The sequence below is a fragment of the Kribbella speibonae genome (assembly GCF_004331375.1).
GTDB classification, from domain to species: Bacteria; Actinomycetota; Actinomycetes; order Propionibacteriales; family Kribbellaceae; genus Kribbella; species Kribbella sindirgiensis.
Genome location: NZ_SJKC01000001.1, coordinates 1,541,262 through 1,561,242, shown reverse-complemented (window position 1 = coordinate 1,561,242; position 19,981 = coordinate 1,541,262). Strand labels below are relative to the sequence as shown.

Here is a 19,981-nt window from a genome sequence, read left to right as displayed (position 1 = left end):
TCAGCCCTCCAGGACGACCACGGCGGAGGCGATCCCGGCGTCGTGGCTCAACGACAGATGCAGGCTCTGGACGCCGAGTTTCGCCGCCTGCGCCGCGACCGTGCCGGTGATCTCCAGCCACGGCCGCCCGGTCTCGTCGGTCTGCACCTCGGCGTCGTGCCAGTGCATTCCCGCGGGCGCCCCGAGCGCCTTCGCCAACGCCTCCTTGGCCGCGAACCGTGCCGCCAGCGAGGCCGGCGGCTTCACCGCCTCCACGGCCGTGAACACCCGATCCCGCAACCCCGGCGTACGTTCCAGCGTCCGCATGAACCGATCCACGTCGACCACATCGATACCCACGCCGACGATCATGCAGCCACCCTAGCGGGGCGCCGTGGACTGGCGGATTCGCAGGTCGACCGCTAGGTCGAGCCGGAGGGCGGTGGGGGTGCGGCCCCGGGAGAGGTCGAGTACGACGCGGGTCGCCAGCTCGGCCATCTGGTGCAGGGGCTGGTGCACTGTGGTGAGCGTCGGCGTCACCCATTGCGCGACGGGGAGATCGTCGTACCCGACCACCGACAGGTCCCGCGGCACCTCGAGCCCGAGTTCACGGGCGGCCTGATAGACGCCCAGCGCCTGCATGTCGCTCCCGGCGAAGATCGCGGTGGGCCGGTCGGCGGCGCGGAGCAGCACGAGCGCCTCACGATGGGCGCCGGCGACCTCGAAATCGGCCCACCGGATCAGGTCCGGATCGACGTCGGCGCCGGTCGAGCGCAGCGCATCGGTGTACCCGTCGACGCGTTGCCGCGAGCACAGCGTCTCGATCGGACCGCCGATCATCCCGATCCGGGTGTGACCGAGCGTCCGCAGGTGGGTCGTCGCCAGCCGGCCGCCGTTCCAGTTGGCGGAGCCGATCGACGGTACGTCGTCCCCCACGTCGCCGACCGGATCGACGACCACGAACGGGATCCGCCGCGCCTCCAGCTGCGCGCGCTGGTCGGCGTCCAGGTCCGAGAACACCATGATCACGCCGAGCGGCCGCCGGTTCAGCACCGACTCGATCCACTCCTGCCGCGGCCGGAGCGCGCCGCCGCACTCGGACAGCACCAGCTCGACGCCCTCGGCCCGGACGACCTCCTCGACGCCGCGGATCAGCTCCATCGCCCACTCGCCGCCGAGCTGGTTGAACACCAGGTCGATCATCGGCCCGGCCGCCGTACTCGAGCTCCGCCGCCGGTAGCCGTGCTCCTGGATCAGGCTCTCGATCCGCGCCCGGGTGGCCGCCGCCACGTCCGCGCGCCCGTTCAGCACCTTGGAGACGGTCGGCACCGACACCCCGGCCTGCTCCGCAATTTTCGCAATGGTCGGCCGCTCGGCCACGACGCCTCCCGATCCGAAACTTTCGAACCAGATTACATATGGATCGTGCGGCCGTGGGTGTCCGGTACGCCGGAGAGTCGGTAGAAGGACGTGTTGACCTGGTCGCGCCATTCGCGGGCGTTCGACAGCTGGGTCTCGAAGCGGGTGGTGATGTTCTCGCGGATGGCCGGCTCGAAGCGCTCGGCGATCACCTGCCAGCGGGCGACCATCGCCTCGACCTCGGCGTACCCCTGGAAGTGCGTGTCATAGATGTGTTGCAGCACAGTGCTCCCGCTCTGCAGCACGTGGTCGTAGGGCACGTGGTGGAAGAACAGCAGCAGCTCGTCGGGGCAGGTGTACACGTCCTCGTACAGACTCGCGAGCGGTTCCGGGTACTGCCCGGTGAATCCCGAGCCCGTCTTTACGGTCCTGTCCACGCCTACGCCGTACCGATCCGCGAAGTGGTACGTCCCGGCGCCCGAGAACTCGTACCCGTTCACACTCGGCCCGTAATGCGTCCCCGGCGTGACCATGAACCCGACGCCGAGGGGTGCGGTGTACCGCTCGTACGTCTGCCACGAACCGGACAGGATGGTCACCAGCTCGCCCCGGGTCCGGTCGTCCATCGCGAACGTCGCGGCCGCCCACTCGTGCAGCAGGCTGACCGGATCCGCGGCCGGGTCCCATGCCAGCCGACCGAACGCGTAGAGGTTGCTCTGCGCAAGCTTGTGCCCGGTCCAGTTCGCGTCGTCACCGACGTTGGACACGGCAACGATCGCACCGATGCGGTCGGCAACGGTCACGCCGCCGCCACCGGTCGTGTCGAACTGCAGGATCTCCCGCCACCAGGGCCCCAGGTAGCAGAGGTCCTGCTGCTGGCCGGAGTACTCCTGCGTGACCTGCAACTCGACACCGAAAACGGTTTCCTGGAATTCCCCGAGCAGTGGCGAGACCGGCTCCCGGACCTGGAAGTCCAGCGGTCCGTGTTTGACCTGCAAGACAACGTTTTCCTCGAACCGCCCGTCCAGCGGGATGAACGCGTCGTACGCCGCCCGCGCCCGATCCGCCCGCCGGTCCCGCCAGTCCTGCTCGAGTTCCGCGCCGGAACATCGCCAGAAAACCGTTCCGCCGTACGGCGCCACCGCCCGCGCCAGCAGGTTCGCGCCCTCGGGGTCCCGCGCGGACCGCACCACGAGCCCGCCGAGATCCGGTACGACGTCGTACACCCGGGCGATCGTGGCGGCCCACCAGCGCGCGACCCGCTCGTCGCGGGGGTCGTCGATGAAGTCGACCGCGAGACTGACGGCGATCCCGTACTCGCGGAAAACGCCGGCCAACCGCGCCACATCGGGCAGTTCGGCGGTGGCGAGTGCGACGGCGTTGATCCCGATCGACGCCAGCAACCGCGCGTACGCCCGGACCCGGCTGAGGTCGGGCACCACCGCGCCGTCGCGGAAAAACAGCGATTCGCCCGAGTATCCGCGCCGTACCGCACCGGACAACTCGTCCCAGTGGTCCAGCATCCGGATCGGTACGGCGGGCTGCTCGACGACGGTGAAGTCGCCGCTCATCCACTCGAAGTACCGCAGCACGTAGAAGTACCCGTACAGCAACCCGTGCCCGCCCTCGGCCGCGACGACCAGATCGTTGCCCCGTCGCACCACCACGAACCCCTCGACGCCCAGCCCGTGCTCGGGTACGGCGGCCTCGACCTCCTGCCACAGAGCGGTCTCACGGACCCGGGTCAGCGTGCAGACGGCGATCTGGACATCGGTGCGGAAACGGCGCGTCTGCCGGATTTCCGCGCGGATCGTCTGCGCGAGCACCCCGGACGCGTGCACCGTCACCTCGGGCAAGCGCTGCGTTCCCAACCAGGCGGAGTCGGTCATCGAGAGTCGATGCTTACACACCAGACGGTCACGACGGCGTGACCGAAAGTTTCGAGACCGTACCGTAGCTGAGACACTCTGGGGACACTCTGAGACCAAGGCCACGCTGTCCCGATGTGGGTGCATCCGGCGCCGATGGGAAGAATGGGCCACATGCTGCAGCCGTCGCGGGAGGTGACTCCCTACACCGAGCTCGACCGGGCCACCTGGGCGCAACTGGCCGAGACGACCGTCTCCCCGCTGACGGCGGACGAGGTCGAGCGGTTGCGCGGTCTCGGGGACGAGATCGACATGGACGAGGTCCGCGAGGTTTACCTGCCGCTGTCGCGGATCCTCTCGCTCTACGTCCGGCACGCCCGCGCGCTGCACGCCGACACCGAGAGTTTCCTCGGCAAGCCGGCCGAGACCCGGACCCCGTTCGTGATCGGGATCGGCGGATCGGTTGCCGTCGGCAAATCGACGACCGCGCGACTGCTGCGCGAACTGCTGGCCCGCTGGCCCGAGCACCCGCGGGTCGCGCTCGTCACCACCGACGGGTTCCTCTGGCCGAACGCCGAACTCGAGCGCCGCAACCTGATGCAGCGCAAGGGCTTCCCGGAGTCGTACGACCGCAAGGCTCTGCTGCGGTTCGTGGTCGAGGTGAAGTCCGGGATCGACACGGTCGAGGCGCCGGTCTACTCGCACCTGCACTACGACCGCATGGAGGGCGTACGAACGACGGTCGAGCAGCCCGACATCCTGCTGCTCGAGGGCCTGAACGTCCTGCAGCCCGCACCCCGGCACGCGGACGGCAAGAGCGGCCTCGCAGTCAGCGACTTCTTCGACTTCTCGGTGTACGTCGACGCGGCCGCCGACGACGTCCGCTCCTGGTACGTGGCCCGCTTCCTCAAACTCTGGGAAACAGCCTTCCGCAACCCCGAGTCGTACTTCGTCCGGTACGGCGAACTGAGCCGCGAGGAAGCGATCAAGAAGGCCGAGTCGCTCTGGGACGGCATCAACGGCCCGAACCTGCGCGAGAACATCCTCCCCACCCGCTCCCGCGCCACCCTCGTCCTCCGCAAGGGCGCCGACCACGCCGTCCGCTGGGTCAGGCTACGGAAGCTCTGACCGCAGGTACGACGGCGAGCGCGACGACCGCGGCGGTCAGCGCGAACGCCACCGGGTAGCCGGTGCCGCCGACGATCGCACCGAAGGCCAGTGCGCCGAGTCCCCAACCGCCGTCGTACGCAAGGTTCCAGAGCGCACTGACCTGCCCGAACCGCGACCGGTCGACGCGGTTGTACATCAGCGCCAGCGTGAGGTTCTGCGCCGCACCGAAGCCCGCCCCGAAACACACGGAACCGATCAGGATCGCGACCGCACTCGGCAGGAAGATGAGCGACCCGGCACCAACAGCCGCGAGCGCGAGCGCCGGCGCGAGCAGCTTCGCAGGCCCCACACGATCGGCGTACCGCCCGGCCAGCCACCGCGCCGCCGGAGCCGCAATCGCCTGCACCAGAAGGGCTGTCGCGACGATCGCCTGCCTGTCCCCCGCAACCGCCAGCGGCAGAAACGTCACGCTGATCCCAGCCGCCACCGTCACCGCAGCGAACACCAGCGTCGGCATCAACAACCCACTCCGCCGTACGCCGCCCAACACCTTCACATGCTGCTCTTCCACCGCAATCCGCGCCGGCAACCCAACCAACATGACCAACCCGGCGAGCGAAGCAACAGCCGCCAGCACGAACAGCGCACCGAACCCGATCACGTCGATCAGGTAAACCCCCAACGGCAGCCCAATCACCGCAGGCACCCCAACCGCCACGCCGTACACCCCCAGCGCCTCACCCCGCCGCGCCGCCGGCGTCAACTCAGCCACCAACGCAACCGCCCCCACCACCAGAATCGCCAGCCCCGCCCCCCGCACGATGCACACGCCGAGCACCACCGGCAACGAAGCCGAAGCCAACAACACCAACGAAGGCGCCCCCAACAACACAAGCCCAACCCCGAGCACCACCTGGTACCCCCACCGCACCAACATCCGCGGCACCACCAACTCAACCCCCACCGCCGCAAACATCATCGCCGCAGTAGAAAGCCCCGCCCCCACACCCCCCGCCCCATGAGCCGCCAAGTACAACGGCACCACCGAAGTCAACAAGTACATGCTCAACCCCGACCCAAACACCACCACCAACAACCGCACAAACCGCCCACCCAACAGCGGGACACTGACAACGGGAACCTCGCACGCGGTAGCCATACCAAGAACGTAGATCGATACCGGTACGCCCTACAGATCCAGTTCGCCACCCCCAGAGAGGACCAGTTGCCACATCACTTTGTCGACAATCCAAACGCACGCGGAGCACGGGTTACCGTCTCCGGGTGGGAGGTTCCGTGCAGGTTCGGGTGGCGCCTGCCGGGCGTGAGCCCAGGTCGGAAGCCCACAGCCTTTTACTTGAGCTCGCGGGTGGCTTCGTCGGCCGGCCGTCGCTGAGCCACGACGAACATGGTCGACCGCAGGTCGATGGGGTGGCGGTCAGCATCTCCTACAGCCGGCGCCGGATCGCCGTTGCCGCGTCGTACGACGGGCCGGTCGGCGTCGACCTCGAGGAGCGGGAGCCGCGGGACTTCTGGGGGTTGGCTGAGCGGTGGTTCGGGGCGGGGGAATTGGAGTGGATGGCGGGGGAGGTGGATCAACTGGGGGCCTTTCTGCGGCTGTGGACGGCCAAGGAAGCGGTGGGTAAGGCGCTGGGGATTGGGTTGCGGGGGGCGGGGCTTCGGCGGGTGGTGCCGGTAGGGGGTGGGGTGGTGGAGTCCGCGCCTGGGCTCCAGGTGACGTATGTGGCGTGTGCGGGGGCTGTGCTCGCGGTGGCGGCGCCGGTTGGCGTCGGGGTGTCACCGACTCTTGACCCGGCGTGTGTGCGTGGGTAACTTTCGCGTCGCGGGGGAGTATCTGTAATTCAATTACTTTGGCGTTCGCCCCTGCCCGCCTGGACTGAGTTGGTGACACCGATGGAACTGACCCGACGCCAGACCCTCGGACTCGCGGCGGCTACCGTCGCCGGGTCGACGGTCGCCGCCACCACGACCGCAAGTGCGCACACCGATCGCTGGGTTCGCGACACGCTGCGCCGGATGACGCTGGAGCAGAAGGTCGGCCAGCTGTTCGTCTTGTATGCGTACGGCCCGGCGGCCGACACCGCCGACGCCCGCAACACCAGCCTGTACGGCGTGGCGACGCCGGCCGAGGTGGTGGCCAAGTTCAACCTCGGCGGCGTCATCTACTTCACGTGGACCGACTCGACGAAGGACCCGCAGCAGATCGCCGGCCTGTCGAACGGCCTGCAAAAGGCATCGCTGACGAACACCGGCATCCCGCTGCAGATCAGCACCGACCAGGAGTACGGCTCGGTGGTCCGGGTCGGACCGCCCGCGACCCAGTTCCCCGGTGGTATGGCGCTCGGCGCGACCCGCTCGGCGAACTTCGCGCGCGCGGCGGGCGCGATCGCCGGTCGCGAACTGAAGGCACTCGGCATCACCACCGACTTCGCGCCGGACGCCGACGTCAACGTGAACCCGCTGAACCCGGTGATCGGCGTCCGCTCGGCGTCCTCCGACCCGGCGCTCGCCGCGGAGATCGTCGCCGCGCAGGTCAAGGGCTACCAGCGCGACGGCCGGATCGTGTCGACCGCGAAGCACTTCCCGGGCCACGGCGACACCGAGACCGACAGCCACGTCGGGATCCCGGAGATCCACCACACCCGCGAGGAGTGGACCGAGATCGATCTGCCGCCGTTCCAGGCCGCGATCCGGGCCGGCATCAAGTCGATCATGACCGCGCACATCGTCGTGAAGTCCCTCGACCCGTCCGGCGACCCGGCGACGTTGAGCCGGCCGATCCTGACCGGGATCCTGCGGGAGCAGTTGCGGTTCGACGGCGTGGTGATCACCGACTCGCTGGGGATGAAGGGCGTCCGGGACAAGTACGGCGACGCGGAGATCCCGCTCCGGGCGATCGAGGCGGGTGTCGACCAGCTGCTGATGCCGGTCGATCCGGGACTCGCGTACAACTCGGTCCTCGACGCCGTCCGGAGCGGTCGCATCTCGGAGGCCCGCATCGACGAGAGCGTCACGCGCATCCTCGCGCTCAAGCACGAGGGCGGACTCGTCGACCGCCCGTACGTCGACCTGTCGCGCATCGCCAAGGTCGTGGGTACGCCGGCCAACTACGCCGAGGCCCAGCGCATCGCGGACCGCAGTACGACGCTCCTGCGCAACGACGCCGACCTACTCCCGCTCTCCCCCGCGCCGCGCAAGATCGTCGTCACCGGGTACAGCCCCACCAACCTGGCGACCGCCCTGCAGAAGCGCGGCGCGACGACCACCGTGAAGGACACCGGCAGTACGCCGACCGACGCGAAGATCGCCGACGCCCTGGCGGCCTCGGCCGCCGCGGACCTGACCATCGTGCTGACCAACAAGGCCTGGGACACCGAGGTCACCGACAAACTGGCCAAGCAGCAGAAGCTCGTCAACGGCCTGCTTGCGTCCGGCCGCCCGGTGATCGTCGTCCCGGTCCGCGACCCGTACGACGTCGCGTACTTCGACGCCCCGGCGACCACGCTGGTCACGTACGGAAGCACCGTGGTGTCGATGGAAGCACTCGCCAAGGTGCTGTACGGCGAGATCGCGCCGACGGGCAAGCTGCCGGTGGAGATCCCCGCGAAGCCGGACCCGAACAGCCCGGACCCGGCGCCGGTCCTGCACCCGTTCGGCCACGGGCTCTCGTTCGATCCGCGGGCGACCCGGCTGACCGTTGCCTCGTACAACATTCATGCCGGGGCCGGCGAGGACAACGTTTTCGACCTCGACCGGACCGCGCGGGCGATCAAGGCCCTGGACGCGGACATCGTCGGATTGCAGGAAGTCGACGTGCACTGGGGCGACCGCAGCCAGTGGCTGGACACGATCGCGGAACTGGCCGGAAAGCTCGGAATGTACCCGGCGTTCGCGCCGATCTACGACCTCGACCCGCCGGCCGCCGGTCAGCCGCGGCGTCAGTACGGTGTGGGCGTGCTGTCCCGCTTCCCGTTGGTGCGGACGCAGAACCACCCGATCACGCGGCTGTCGACGCAGGACCCGAACCCGGCACCCGCTCCGGCGCCGGGGTTCCTCGAGGTAGAGGTCGATGTCCGCGGGCGGCGGGTGCACGTCTACTCCACCCATCTGGACTACCGCGGCGATCCGACCGTACGGACGATGCAGGTCGCCGACACCATGAAGATCCTCGCCCAGGACCGGCGGCAGGATCTGCAGATCCTGGTCGGTGACTTCAACGCCGAGGCCGGCGCGCCGGAGCTCGCCGGGCTCTGGACGCGGCTGACAGACTCGTGGCCGGCGGCCGCGGAAAACGTTGGCGGGCCGAACACCTACCCGGCGGTCGCCGCGAGCAAGCGGATCGACTTCGTCACAGTCGGCAGGGGCCTGACCGTGCGACGCGCCGAAGTACCCGCCGAGGTCCCGGTCGCCGAGGCCGCCAGTGACCACCGTCCGATGATCGCCGACCTCTCGTTCCGTTCCTGAGGAGACCTCATGAAGCGACGCAGTTTGCTCGCCGGCGCCGGTGCAGTCGCCGCCGCCCCGCTCATCGACGCACCCGCCGCGCAGGCCGTGTCCAGCCGCAAGGTGATGACCGGCGCCGAGGTGCTCGCGAAGGACGGCTGGCGCGCGCTGTCCGGCCAGAAGGTCGGCGTGATCAGCAACCCGACCGGGATCCTTCCCGACTTCACCCACGTCGTGGACACCATGCACGCGTCCGGCAAGGTGAACATCGTCGCGGTGTTCGGTCCAGAACACGGTTTCCGCGGCAGCGCGCAGGCCGGCGGTTCGGAGGGCGACCACGTCGATCCGCGGACCGGGATCATGGTGTACGACGCGTACGGCGCGAACGCGGACAAGCTGGTGAAGCTCTACACCCAGTCCGGCGTGGAAACCGTGGTCTTCGACATCCAGGACGTCGGCGCCCGGTTCTACACCTACATCTGGACGATGTTCGAGGCGATGCTCGCCGCGGTCCGGACCGGCGCGCGGTTCGTCGTACTGGACCGCCCGAACCCGGTCGGCGGGTACGCCCGCGGACCGATGCTGAAACCCGGCTACACCTCAGGCGTGGGAAAGAAGGAGATCATCCAGCAGCACGGGATGACCGTCGGCGAGCTGGCCCGGATGTTCAACGCCGAGTACCTGCCGCTGGAGCCGAACGGCGGCCGGCTCAAGGAACTCGAGGTCATCGAGGCGAAGAACTGGAAGCGCGACCAGCTGTACGACGACACCGGTCTCACCTGGGTGATGCCGAGCCCGAACATGCCCACCCCGGACACCGCGCTGCTGTACCCGGGCCTGTGCCTGTTCGAGGCGACCAACATGTCCGAAGGCCGCGGTACGACGCGACCGTTCGAGCTGATCGGCGCGCCGTACGTCGACTACAAGTGGGCGCAGGCCCTGCAGACCAAGAACATTCCGGGCGTCGCGTTCCGCGAGGCGTACTTCACGCCGACGATCAGCAAGAACGCGAACGTGCTGTGCGGCGGAGTCCAGGTGCAGATCACCGATCCGCACCGGGTCGAGGCGATCACCGCGGCGACGCACATGATCGTCGAGGCCCGTAAGCTCTACCCCGAGTTCACCTGGCGGGCGGAGACCCCACCCGGCCGGTGGATCGACCTGCTCACCGGGTCCGATCGGTTCCGGACCATGCTTTTGGCGGATGCGACCGCCGAGCAGATCGTGGCAGCCTGGAAGCCCGAGACGGAGGCCTGGACGGCCCGGCGGGCGAAGTACCTTCTCTACAAGGGAGCACACCGGTGAAACGGTGGGCTGCGGTCACGACGATTTCTGCGGTGATACTCACGATGGCTTCCCCTGCTGTTGCTGGCAGCAACAACTCTGGCCGGTTCGACCGGCCGTACGACGGCTACGCGCCGAAGACCACGCTGCTGCGCGACGCGACCCCGGCGAAGGCCGGCCTGGACCCCGCGCCGATCGACGCCGCGCTGGCCCAGGTCGCCGCCTGGACCCAGCCGAGCGGTACGACGAAACCGTTGTACGCCGGCGCCGTCACGCTGCTCGGCCACGACGGCAAGATCGTCACCCGGACGGCCACCGGCCTGGCGCTGAAGTACGCCGACGGGCAGGGCACCGAGCTGCCGCCGGACCAGCAGATTCCGATGCGCACCGACACGATCTTCGACATGGCCTCGGTGTCCAAGCTGTTCACGTCGATCGTCGTGCTGCAGCTGGTCGAGAAGGGCAAGGTCGACCTGGACGCGCCGATCGCGACCTACATCCCGGAGTTCGCGGAAAACGGCAAGGAAACCGTCACGGTCCGGCAAGCACTCACGCACACGAGTGGATTTCCGTCCTGGCTCCCGCTGTGGAGCGCCCAGCCGGACCCGGCCTCCCGGCTGCACATGGCGCTGACGGCGAAGCTCATCAACCCGCCGGGAAGCACCTATCTCTACAGCGATCTGAACCTGATCGCGCTCGGTGAGCTCGCCCATCGGGTGACCGGGAAAACGCTGGACAAACTGGTCGCCGATGGGATCACGAAACCGCTGCAGATGCGCGACACCGGCTACAACCCGGACCCGAAGAAGAAGCAGCGGATCGCCGCCACGGAGTACCAGGCCTCGCCGCCGCGCGGCATGGTCTGGGGCGAGGTGCACGACGAGAACGCCTGGTCCCTCGGCGGTGTCGCCGGCCACGCGGGCGTCTTCAGCACGGCCGACGACATGGCCGTGCTCGCGCAGACGTTCCTGAACGGCGGGAGCTACCGCGGCGCCCGGATCCTCAAGGAATCCTCGGTGACCGCGATGATCACGAACTTCAACCAGGGCTTCCCCGGCAACGACCACGGCCTCGGCTTCGAGCTGAACCAGCGCTGGTACATGGGCGGCCTGTCCGGACCGCGCACGGCCGGCCACACCGGCTACACCGGGACGTCGCTCGTGATCGACTTCGACTCCCGCTCGTTCGCGATCCTGCTCAGCAACCGCGTGCACCCGAGCCGCAACTGGGGCAGCAACAACCCGGCCCGCCGCGCGGTCGCCCAGGGCCTCGCGCTCGCCCTCGGCGTCGGCCCACGGCACGGGAAGGACGCCTGGTTCTCCGGTACGACGGACAACGCGACCAGCACGCTCGACGCGAAGGTCGCCGTACCGGCCGGGGGCGCGAAGCTCGCGTTCGACCTGTTCGTCGACACGGAAGTCTCCGATCTGCTGTATCTCGAGACCTCCGCGGACGGAACGACCTGGACGAAGGTTCCGTTCTCGGTGCGCGACCGGGGTTCCGTGATCGACACCGACGGCTCGATCAGCGGTTCCGGCGACCGGCACTGGCACCAGGTGACCGCAGAGCTGGGCAGCGGCGAGCAGACCGTTCGGTGGCGCTACACGTCCGACCCGCTGTACCAGGGCCGCGGCGTGTACGTCGACGGTGTGAAGATCACGAGCGAGGCTGGTCTTCTTCTCGACGGTGAACGAACGCCTGAATCATTTACCGCAACAGGTTGGAGACTTTCGCGTCGGTGACCCCATCTCGTGGTTCGTCGCCGTACCGTGCTGTTATGAATTCGACAACCTCTCCAGAACCCACGGGGCCGCTGCTGGTCCGGGTCCGCGCGGTGATGCCCGCGCTGGCGCCGGCCGAGCAGCGGGTGGCGAACGCGGTCCTCGCGGATCCGGGCGGAGTGGCGGCGATGACGATCTCCGAACTGGCCGAGGTGGCGTCCACCTCGGAGACCACGGTCATCCGGTTCTGCAAGCAGATCGGCGTCCCCGGCTATCCGCAGCTCCGTCTGCAACTGGCGGCCCAGTCGGCGCAGGAGAGTATCCGGCCGGAGGTCGGCGGGGACATCGAGCCGGGCGACTCATTGGCCGACGTGGTCAGCAAGGTCGCGTTCGCCGACGAGCGGGCGGTCCGCGAGACCGCGCAGCAGGTCGACGTGGACACCCTGGCAAAGGTCGTCGACGCGGTGGTGAACGCTCCCCGGGTCGACCTCTACGGTTTCGCCGCGAGCGCGTTCGTGGCCCTCGACCTGCAGCAGAAGCTGCACCGGATCCGCCGGGTCGCGTTCGCCTGGTCGGACGTGCACATCGCGCTGACGAGTGCCGCACTGCTCGGCGAGGGCGATGTCGCGATCGGCATCTCGCACACCGGCACCACGGTCGAGGTCGTCGAGGCGCTCGAAGAGGCGGCCAAGCACGGCGCCACCACGGTCGCGGTGACGAACTTCCCGCGCTCCCCGCTGGCCCGGACCGCGGACTTGGTCCTCACCACGGCCGCGCGCGAGACGACGTACCGCTCGGGTGCGATGGCCAGCCGGATCGCGCAGCTGACCGTGATCGACTGCCTGTTCATCGGGGTCGCGCAGCAGGTGCTGCCGGACGCGCGGAAAGCGCTGGAGGAAACCGCCTCGGCGGTCCGCGGGCACCGGCTGAAGGGGTCGGAGTAGCAGCCTGTCAAGATTCAACGGAATTGAAAATCCTTCAGTAGAAAACTAACATCGATCCCGTGACCTCACCGACCGAGCAGCGCAACCCGAGGACGCTGGCCATCGATGCGGTGGGCACGTCCGAAATCCTCCAACTGCTGAACAACGAGGACGCCCTGGTCGCCGGGGCGGTCAGCGCGGTGATCCCGGAGCTGACCAAGGCTGTGGACGCTGCCGTCGAGGCGGTCCGTGGCGGCGGCCGGGTGCACTACTTCGGCGCCGGTACGTCGGGACGCCTCGCGACCCTGGACGCCGCCGAACTCCTCCCCACGTTCCACGTCCCGGACGGACTGGTGGTCGCCCATCATGCCGGCGGCACCGAGGCGCTGCTCCGCGCGGTCGAGAACGTCGAGGACTCCGAGGAAGGCGGCGCCCGGGACGCGGCCGCCGTCACCGGTCAGGACCTCGTCGTCGGCCTCGCTGCTTCCGGGAGCACGCCGTACGTCGCCGGCGCCCTGAAGGCCGCCCGCGCGGCCGGGGCGACCACCGTGCTGGTCACGTCCAACCCGGACGCCCCGCTGGCGCCGCTGGCCGATGTCGTGGTCGCCGCGGACACCGGCCCCGAGGTGATCGCCGGCTCGACGCGGCTGAAGGCCGGCACTGCGCAGAAGATGATCCTGAACGCGTTCTCGACGACGCTGATGATCAAGCTCGGCCGCACCTGGTCCAACCTGATGGTCGACCTGGTCGCCACCAACAAGAAGCTCCGCGGCCGGATGCTCCGCATCCTCGCCGAGGCCACCGGCGCCGAAGAGGCCGCCTGCGAGGCCGCTCTGGCCGAGGCCGACGGCGAGCTCAAGCCCGCCCTCGTCCACCTCCTGACCGGTACGCCGATCCCGGCCGCCCGCGCCGCCCTCGAAGCCGCGCACGGCCGCGTAGCGACCGCCCTCGCCGAACTAGGCTGACCGCTCCACCGGCGGCCGCAGGACCAGCGTCACCACGATCAGCGCCATGAAGAGCGCCGTCAGGGCGAACGGCACCGGGATCAGCGGATCCAGCAGCACGAGGACCGCGCCCACGGGTACGACGAGGTTGACCACGCGGTCGGCGTTGTCGCGCAGGGCGATCCACCAGATGCCGAGGACGAAGATCGCGATCGGGATCGTCACCGTGTAGGACGCCGCGAGCTCACTCAGCTCGGTGTGGTGGGTGATGCTGTCGATCTCCACCTCGATCCCGGCCGAGAACGCGCCGGCCGCGGCGAACACGAAGTAGTGCACGTACCCGTAGCGGATCGAGCGGGCGAACGACGAGATCGCAGTGTGGTGCGGCGGCCAGAAGTAGATCCACCAGAGCGCGGCGGTGACCACCAGCGTGAGCACCGAGAGCGCGATCAGCTTGCCGAGGTCCTCGTGTTCGTGGACGGCCTCGAAGATCGCGTTCGCCGACGCGAGCAGGCTCTCGCCGAGCAGGATCAGCGTGAACAGGCCGTACCGCTCGGTGATGTGGTGCGGGTGCCAAGGCGTCGTCCAGCGCCGCTCCGCCACCACCGGTACAGCCAGCTCGGCGAGCACGAACACGAACCAGGCGACGACCACCAGCTTCTCGGGCATCACCAGCGTGGTCAGCCACAAGACCTGCACGATCGCGATCCCGCCGGCGTACCGCAGGGTCGCTCGCCGGCTCTCTCCGGCGGCGTGGGACGCCCGCAGCCATTGGGCGATCATCGCGACCCGCATCACGACGTACCCGAACACGACGACGGTGAAGTCGCGGTCGGCGTAGACCGACTCGATCCCGGCGGCGAGCACCAGGACGCCGCTCATCTGCACGATCGTGAGCACCCGGTACAGCCAGTCGTCGGTCGCGAAGGACGTGGCGAACCAGGTGAAGTTCATCCACGCCCACCAGATCGCGAAGAACACCATCCCGTAGGACATCAGGCCCTCGGCGATGTGCTTCTCGGACAGCGCGTGATGCAGCTGCGCCGCGGCGACACTCACCGCGACCACGAACACCAGATCGAAGAACAACTCCAGCGACGACGCGGTCCGGCCGGGCTCGTGCGGATCCCGCGGCCGCATCGGAACCAGCCGGGACCGCGTCGTTGATGGCGTCATGGCGCACAGATTAGACGGAGATGTCCACCGAAGGACGCAGACGTGCGGCCGCAGCGAGGGCTTCGTGGGCCGGGTTGGCCAGGAAGCCCTTGATCAGGGTCTGGTCGGCGGGGTGGGTGAGGTGCGGGAGGGCGATCTGTTCGTACGCCGCCTGGAAGCGCGGGCCCCAGCGGCGGGTGCCGAGGCGGGCGGTGCGGGAGCAGTTGTCGACCATGTAGGCGACGTCGCGGGCGTGCATGTACGGGAGCAGCGAGTCGACGGCCTCGATGATCGACTCGTTGACGATCTCGGACCACGCGTGCCCGCGGGCCGCGAACTCGTCGACCTGCGCCGTCATCGTCGCCACGAACAGCCCCGCGGTCAGTGGATCGATGGCAGCCGGCGAAGTATCGCGGCGGGCGTGGACAGCGGCGCTGTGCGACCACATCGGGCTGCCGCCGATCTCGGTCATCGGACTGGTGGCGAGCCGGCGTTCGGCCAGGATCACGCTGCGCAGTTCGGTGCCGTCGGCAACCTCGTCGTACACCTCGGCGACCAGGTCACGCGCCGGGCCGTACGCCGCGGAGTACGCCCGGTCGAAGAGGTCCTCGTCCCCGCTCGCCGCCCGCACCGCCGCGAGACCGTCGTTCGAGATGGTTCGCGCGATCGGCCCGGTGATCGTCTCGGTGGACCGCTCGTACGCCGTCACCGGGTCCGCACCCTCGATCCGGAAATGCCGGTACAGCGCCTCCACCAGACCGTGCACCGCGCCGAGCAGGATCGCCCGTTCGCCGGCGATGTCGGACAGGTACTCGGACCGCAACGTGGTCGCGAACGTGTACGGCGACCCGAGCCCGATCGACCACGCGAGCGCCCGATCCCACGCGTGCCCGTCCGGATCCGCGTGCACGGCGATACTCGCGTTGATCCCGGCCCCGTTGACGGTCGCGCCCTGCTGGTACAGCCGCCGTACCGAGTCCCCCATGCCCTTCGGGCACACCGCGATCACCGGATGCCCGGCGGGGAAGGCGCTGCCGATCGAGGTCAGGTGGCCCAGCAGGAAACCGTGGGACAGACCAATGGTCGCGCCGGGCTTCAGGACCGCGAAGATCTCCTCGTGCTGCGCGGCCAAGGCCGCGTCCGCGATCAGCAGGATCACCAGGTCCGCGCCCGCGGCGACCTCGAGCCAGTCCCCCAGCGTCCCGTCGTCCTCGCTGAACCCGTGCGCACGGGCGTCCTCGACGGATCGGGACCCCGGACGCAACCCCACCGACACGGTGATCCCGGTGCCGTCGAGCGAGTCGCGCAGGTTCAACGCCTGCGCCCGCCCCTGCGGGCCCCAACCCAGTACGCCGATCCGCTTCACACCGTGCAACGCCGCGGGCAGCAGACCGAACAGGTCCCGCCCGCCGCGCACGATGTCCTCGGACCCGCCCGGAACATCCATCCGCTCAACCCGAAACACCGAACTCTTCATGCCTCAAGTCAACGGGCGGCACGGTCATTGCAGCAAGCGCAATGTCCGCACCGCCCCGTTGCAGGAACTGAAAGATCAGGCTTCCAGGCCGACGGCTTTCAGAGGGTTGGGCCAGGCCTTGAGGGCGGCTTGGAGGGCCGGGTCCTGGGTGGTGGCCAGCGCTTCGGTGTAGGCGTCGGTGATGACGTCGGCGATCCGGACGGGAGCACCGGTGTCGGCGGATCGTACGGCGGCCTCGACCATCGCGAGGCTGACGACGTTGGAGTGGACCTCGGACTGCGGCGTCGCCGACGTACGGACCGCGTCGACGAACTCGACCAGCGAACCGGCGATCTCCTCCGGCTCGTCGGCCATCACCGCGGGGAGTGCCTCACCGGAGGCCAACGCGGCGACCGGGGCGTTGTCGCCGTCCCATGTCGCCGTACCGCCCGAAGTGCTCGCCCGCCAGCGGCCGTTCCACGACGTCTCGAGACCCGGCGCGCACCAGCTCCCGGTGAAGGTGAAGCGGCTGCCGTCGGCGTACGTGAAGATCGCGGACGCGGCCGCGTTGCCGTCGAACCAGCTCCAGGGCGGGTTGTACGAGTCGCAGTACACCGACACCGGCTCCGAGCCGAGCAGCTTGCGGGACAGGTCGAACTGGTGGATCGCCATGTCGACCAGCAGCGGCTCGGCCATCCGCTCCCGGAACCCGCTGAAGTGCGGGGCCTTGTAGAACTCGCACGACAGCGTCCCGATCGGGCCGAGCTCGGCAAGCTGACGCTGGAAGGCGTTCACCGCACGGAAGTAGCGGCGCGACTGCGAGACCATCAGCAGCTTCCCGCTGACCTCCGAAGCCGCCACCATCTGCAGGCACTCGCGGACCGTCTCGGCCAACGGTTTCTCGCACAACACCGGGACGCCGCTCAGCAACGCTTCCACGCTGACTTTCGGATGCGCCACCGGCACAGTCACGTCGATCACTGCGTCGAACTCGGCAGCAAGTTCCCCGATCGAGGCCGCCACGGGCAGGTCGGTGTAGCCGTGTTCGTCGGCCGCAGTCCGGGCGGTGTCCAGGTCGAGGTCGACCAGGCCCACCAGTTGGACCTCGGGGTTGGCCGCGATGGTGCGCAGCCAGGCGCGCCCCATCCCGCCGGCGCCGACCTGCAGCAGGCGCAAGGGTTCAGGCATCGGCAGGCTCCTCGATGGGTCCGGTGTACCCATGTCCGTTGAAGAAGTCGCCGGTCTCGTAGCGCAGCAGCGTCGGCACCGCGCGCTCGGGCCGGTCGGAACGGGCCCAGGCGACGCCGTTCGCGATCACCTTACGCACGTCCTTGTGGTGATAGACCGGGTAGTCCTGGTCGCCCGGCGAGAAGTAGAAGATCTTCCCGTGCCCGCGGCGGAACGTGCAGCCCGAGCGGAACACCTCGCCGCCCGAGAACGACGACACGAACACCAGTTCGTCCGGGACCGGGATGTCGAAGTACTCGCCGTACATCTCCTGCTGCTCGATCACGATCGGGTGCGGGACGCCCTGCGCGATCGGGTGCGTCGGCGCGACCGTCCAGACCAGTTCGCGGTCCCGTTCGCTACGCCAGCGCAGGGTGCAGGTCGTGCCCATCAGCTTGCCGAAGATCTTCGACCAGTGACCGGAGTGCAGCACGACCAGGCCCATCCCGGCCAGCACGTGCTGGTACACGCGGTCGACGACCTTGTCCTCGACCTCACCGTGCGCGGCGTGGCCCCACCAGACCAGCACGTCGGTGTCCGCCAGCACCTCCTCGGTCAGGCCGTGCTCGGGCTCGTCGAGGGTGGTCGTGGTGACCGTCGCCTCGAGGTTCTCGCGGATCCCGGCGGCGATGGTCTCGTGCATGCCGTCGGGATAGATCTCCCGGACATGCGGTTCCACCTGCTCGTGCCGGTTCTCGCCCCAGACGAGTACGTTCATTGTTCTTGTCCTTAAGGGTTATTTGACGGCTCCGCCGATGGCACCGGCGGCGATGTACTTCTGTGCGGCGATCAGCAGCACGATGGCCGGGACAGCCGAGAGGACCGCGGTGGCCATCACCGCGTTCCAGTTCTGCACCTGCGTGCCGAGGTACTGGTAGATCCCCAGCGTCACCGGCCGGACGCCGCCCTTCGTGGTCAGCGTCAGTGCGAACAGGAAATCGCTCCAGGAAAACAGGAAACTGAACAGTCCGGCGGTGATCAGCGAGTTCTTGCTGATCGGCAGCACGATCGCGACGAACGCCCGGAACAGCCCGGCGCCGTCCACCCGCGCCGCCTCCACCAGCGACGGCGGCAGCGAGAGCATGAACGACCGCAGGATCAGGATCGCGAACGGGATCCCGCTGCTGCAGTTGGCGACGATCAGCCCCGGGATCGAGTTCAGCAGCCCGATCCGCTCGTACGCCGTGTAGAGCGCGTTCGCGATCACGATCCCCGGAATCATCTGCGAGATCAGGATCGCCAGCAGCCCGACCGACACCCAGCGGGACCGGAACTGCGACAACGCGTACGCGCACGGGGTCGCGATCGCCAGGCTCAGCACCACCGTCCCGGCCGCGATGATCATGCTCGTGACCAGGTTTCCGCCCTGCTCGTCGAGCGCGCGCTTGTAACCGGAAAACGTCGGATGCAACGGCAGGAAACCCGCCGTCAGGGTGTTTCCGGACGGCTGCAGCGAGGCGTTCAGCATCCAGTAGACGGGGAACAGCATCACGCACAGGATCAGCACGCCGATCACGGTGTACGCCGTACGTCGCAGCATGCCCTGCCCCCTACTCGTCGACGGCACGGCGGGTGCCGCGCAGGTAGAAGATCGCGAACACGAACGAGATCGCGATCAGGATGTTGGACAGCGCCGCGCCCTGGCCGAACCGGAAGTCGACGAAGGACTTCTCGTACGACTGGGTCGCCAGCGTCTGGGTGGCATTGGCCGGTCCGCCGCCGGTGAGACCGAGGATGATGTCCAGGACCTTGATCGTGTAGACGACGCCGAGCATCAGCAGCACGCTCGCGACCGCTCGCAGGTTCGGCCAGGTGATGTACCAGAACGCTCGCCACCCGGTCGCGCCGTCCAGTTGGCCGGCCTCGTAGAGCTCGTCGGGGATCTCCGCGAGACCGGAGTACAGCAGGGTCACGTTGAACGGGATGCCGATCCAGATGTTCACGCCGATCACCGCGATCAGCGCGACCGACGGCGAGTTCAGCCACGGCACCGGATCACCGATCAGGTGCAGCTTCAGCAGCGTGCGGTTCAGGATGCCGCTGTCCTGCTCGAGGATCGACCGCCAGGTCGCACTCGACACGATCAACGGCAGCAACCACGGCAGCAGGAGCAGCGAACGCAACAGGCCGCTGAGCGGAAAACGGTTTCGGAAAAACAGTGCGAGCCCGAGTCCGATCGCGAACTGGAAGGCGATCGACCCGACCGTGAACAGCGCGGTGTTCAGCATCGCGTCCGAGAACAGCTTGTCGGTCACGACAGTGCTGTAGTTCTTCAGCCCGACCCACGGCGCGGCCCCGGTGAAGAACGTCTTCAGCCCGTAGTCCTGCAGGCTCATCAGCAGGTTCTTCACCACCGGGTAGCCGAACAGGGCCACCATCGCCACCACGGCCGGCAGCACGAACAGCACCTTGGTGAGGGACTCGCCGCGGTGGTGCCGGCCGCGAACCTTCTCGCGGCCGGCCACCGTCGTCCGTGTGAGCGTCACCATCC

17 protein-coding genes are annotated in these 19,981 nt (G+C 68.6%); 7 read left to right on the top strand and 10 right to left on the bottom strand.

Features of this window, described 5'->3' with window-relative positions; translation table 11 throughout:
- From E0H92_RS07835 to E0H92_RS07825, 3 genes are read right to left on the bottom strand one after another with little or no spacing between them, the layout of a single operon-like run.
- Positions 1-351, bottom strand: a complete 351-nt coding sequence (locus E0H92_RS07835; RefSeq protein ID WP_130384581.1) for a holo-ACP synthase — start codon at positions 349-351, stop codon at positions 1-3.
- Positions 352-360: 9 nt separating this feature from the next.
- The gene (locus tag E0H92_RS07830; protein WP_238173339.1) at positions 361-1,359 is read right to left on the bottom strand and encodes a LacI family DNA-binding transcriptional regulator; all 999 of its coding nucleotides are present in this window, start codon (positions 1,357-1,359) and stop codon (positions 361-363) included.
- A 32-nt stretch (positions 1,360-1,391) separates the two neighbouring features.
- Positions 1,392-3,227, bottom strand: a complete 1,836-nt coding sequence (locus E0H92_RS07825; RefSeq protein WP_131465789.1) for an alpha-glucuronidase — start codon at positions 3,225-3,227, stop codon at positions 1,392-1,394.
- A gap of 153 nt (positions 3,228-3,380) precedes the next feature.
- Here E0H92_RS07825 and coaA point away from each other — a divergent pair, with 153 nt between their 5' ends.
- Complete coding sequence (gene coaA, locus E0H92_RS07820; RefSeq protein WP_165547049.1) at positions 3,381-4,334, top strand: type I pantothenate kinase; 954 nt, start codon at positions 3,381-3,383, stop codon at positions 4,332-4,334.
- On the opposite strand, the gene E0H92_RS07815 is transcribed toward coaA, so the two are convergent.
- Positions 4,315-5,418 carry an MFS transporter gene (locus tag E0H92_RS07815; protein ID WP_238173338.1) on the bottom strand — a complete coding sequence of 368 codons (1,104 nt, stop codon included), beginning with the start codon at positions 5,416-5,418 and terminating at the stop codon, positions 4,315-4,317. The two genes, coaA and E0H92_RS07815, sit on opposite strands and share 20 nt — an antisense overlap.
- A 329-nt stretch (positions 5,419-5,747) precedes the next feature.
- On the opposite strand from E0H92_RS07815, the gene E0H92_RS07810 reads away from it, so the two are divergent.
- From E0H92_RS07810 to murQ, 6 genes are all read left to right on the top strand, one after another.
- Positions 5,748-6,149, top strand: a complete 402-nt coding sequence (locus tag E0H92_RS07810) for a 4'-phosphopantetheinyl transferase family protein (protein ID WP_202873537.1) — start codon at positions 5,748-5,750, stop codon at positions 6,147-6,149.
- Between the two features lie 81 nt (positions 6,150-6,230).
- A complete protein-coding gene (locus E0H92_RS07805) occupies positions 6,231-8,801 on the top strand; it encodes a glycoside hydrolase family 3 N-terminal domain-containing protein (protein ID WP_131495800.1) in 2,571 nt (856 codons plus the stop codon).
- 9 nt (positions 8,802-8,810) lie between these two features.
- Positions 8,811-10,085, top strand: coding sequence for an exo-beta-N-acetylmuramidase NamZ family protein (locus E0H92_RS07800; RefSeq protein ID WP_131495799.1), 1,275 nt, complete (start codon positions 8,811-8,813; stop codon positions 10,083-10,085).
- Positions 10,086-10,129: 44 nt separating this feature from the next.
- A complete protein-coding gene (locus E0H92_RS07795) occupies positions 10,130-11,806 on the top strand; it encodes a serine hydrolase domain-containing protein (RefSeq protein ID WP_131495798.1) in 1,677 nt (558 codons plus the stop codon).
- Between the two features lie 35 nt (positions 11,807-11,841).
- Positions 11,842-12,729: a MurR/RpiR family transcriptional regulator gene (locus E0H92_RS07790; protein WP_131286289.1), complete on the top strand. Its 888-nt coding sequence runs from the start codon at positions 11,842-11,844 to the stop codon at positions 12,727-12,729.
- Positions 12,730-12,788: 59 nt separating this feature from the next.
- Positions 12,789-13,673: an N-acetylmuramic acid 6-phosphate etherase gene (gene murQ, locus E0H92_RS07785; protein WP_131286290.1), complete on the top strand. Its 885-nt coding sequence runs from the start codon at positions 12,789-12,791 to the stop codon at positions 13,671-13,673.
- Here the strand turns inward: murQ and E0H92_RS07780 are convergent.
- The 6 genes from E0H92_RS07780 to E0H92_RS07755 form a co-directional block, all read right to left on the bottom strand.
- Complete coding sequence (locus E0H92_RS07780) at positions 13,665-14,828, bottom strand: low temperature requirement protein A (protein ID WP_202873536.1); 1,164 nt, start codon at positions 14,826-14,828, stop codon at positions 13,665-13,667. The genes murQ and E0H92_RS07780 overlap by 9 nt on opposite strands.
- A 10-nt stretch (positions 14,829-14,838) precedes the next feature.
- The gene (locus E0H92_RS07775) at positions 14,839-16,284 is read right to left on the bottom strand and encodes a ketol-acid reductoisomerase (RefSeq protein WP_131495797.1); all 1,446 of its coding nucleotides are present in this window, start codon (positions 16,282-16,284) and stop codon (positions 14,839-14,841) included.
- A 75-nt stretch (positions 16,285-16,359) separates the two neighbouring features.
- A complete protein-coding gene (locus tag E0H92_RS07770) occupies positions 16,360-17,451 on the bottom strand; it encodes a Gfo/Idh/MocA family protein (protein WP_131495796.1) in 1,092 nt (363 codons plus the stop codon).
- Positions 17,444-18,208, bottom strand: a complete 765-nt coding sequence (locus tag E0H92_RS07765; RefSeq protein ID WP_131286294.1) for a ThuA domain-containing protein — start codon at positions 18,206-18,208, stop codon at positions 17,444-17,446. Before E0H92_RS07765 ends, E0H92_RS07770 begins: the two co-directional genes overlap by 8 nt.
- An 18-nt stretch (positions 18,209-18,226) precedes the next feature.
- Positions 18,227-19,030 carry a carbohydrate ABC transporter permease gene (locus E0H92_RS07760; RefSeq protein ID WP_131495795.1) on the bottom strand — a complete coding sequence of 268 codons (804 nt, stop codon included), beginning with the start codon at positions 19,028-19,030 and terminating at the stop codon, positions 18,227-18,229.
- Between the two features lie 10 nt (positions 19,031-19,040).
- Entirely contained in the window at positions 19,041-19,979 is a 939-nt protein-coding gene (locus E0H92_RS07755) for a carbohydrate ABC transporter permease (protein ID WP_131495794.1), read from the bottom strand.
- Between the last annotated feature and the right edge of the window lie 2 nt (positions 19,980-19,981).

What these genes read in the sequence shown, in the direction of transcription:
- E0H92_RS07795 (WP_131495798.1), top strand. Translation starts at nt 10,130, where the DNA reads ATGGCTTCCCCTGCTGTTGCTGGCAGCAACAACTCTGGCCGGTTCGAC.
- E0H92_RS07770 (WP_131495796.1), bottom strand. Translation starts at nt 17,451, where the DNA reads ATGCCTGAACCCTTGCGCCTGCTGCAGGTCGGCGCCGGCGGGATGGGG.
- E0H92_RS07800 (WP_131495799.1), top strand. Translation starts at nt 8,811, where the DNA reads ATGAAGCGACGCAGTTTGCTCGCCGGCGCCGGTGCAGTCGCCGCCGCC.
- coaA (WP_165547049.1), top strand. Translation starts at nt 3,381, where the DNA reads ATGCTGCAGCCGTCGCGGGAGGTGACTCCCTACACCGAGCTCGACCGG.
- E0H92_RS07805 (WP_131495800.1), top strand. Translation starts at nt 6,231, where the DNA reads ATGGAACTGACCCGACGCCAGACCCTCGGACTCGCGGCGGCTACCGTC.
- E0H92_RS07825 (WP_131465789.1), bottom strand. Translation starts at nt 3,227, where the DNA reads ATGACCGACTCCGCCTGGTTGGGAACGCAGCGCTTGCCCGAGGTGACG.
- E0H92_RS07755 (WP_131495794.1), bottom strand. Translation starts at nt 19,979, where the DNA reads ATGGTGACGCTCACACGGACGACGGTGGCCGGCCGCGAGAAGGTTCGC.
- E0H92_RS07835 (WP_130384581.1), bottom strand. Translation starts at nt 351, where the DNA reads ATGATCGTCGGCGTGGGTATCGATGTGGTCGACGTGGATCGGTTCATG.
- E0H92_RS07775 (WP_131495797.1), bottom strand. Translation starts at nt 16,284, where the DNA reads ATGAAGAGTTCGGTGTTTCGGGTTGAGCGGATGGATGTTCCGGGCGGG.
- E0H92_RS07790 (WP_131286289.1), top strand. Translation starts at nt 11,842, where the DNA reads ATGAATTCGACAACCTCTCCAGAACCCACGGGGCCGCTGCTGGTCCGG.
- E0H92_RS07765 (WP_131286294.1), bottom strand. Translation starts at nt 18,208, where the DNA reads ATGAACGTACTCGTCTGGGGCGAGAACCGGCACGAGCAGGTGGAACCG.
- E0H92_RS07760 (WP_131495795.1), bottom strand. Translation starts at nt 19,030, where the DNA reads ATGCTGCGACGTACGGCGTACACCGTGATCGGCGTGCTGATCCTGTGC.
- E0H92_RS07780 (WP_202873536.1), bottom strand. Translation starts at nt 14,828, where the DNA reads ATGACGCCATCAACGACGCGGTCCCGGCTGGTTCCGATGCGGCCGCGG.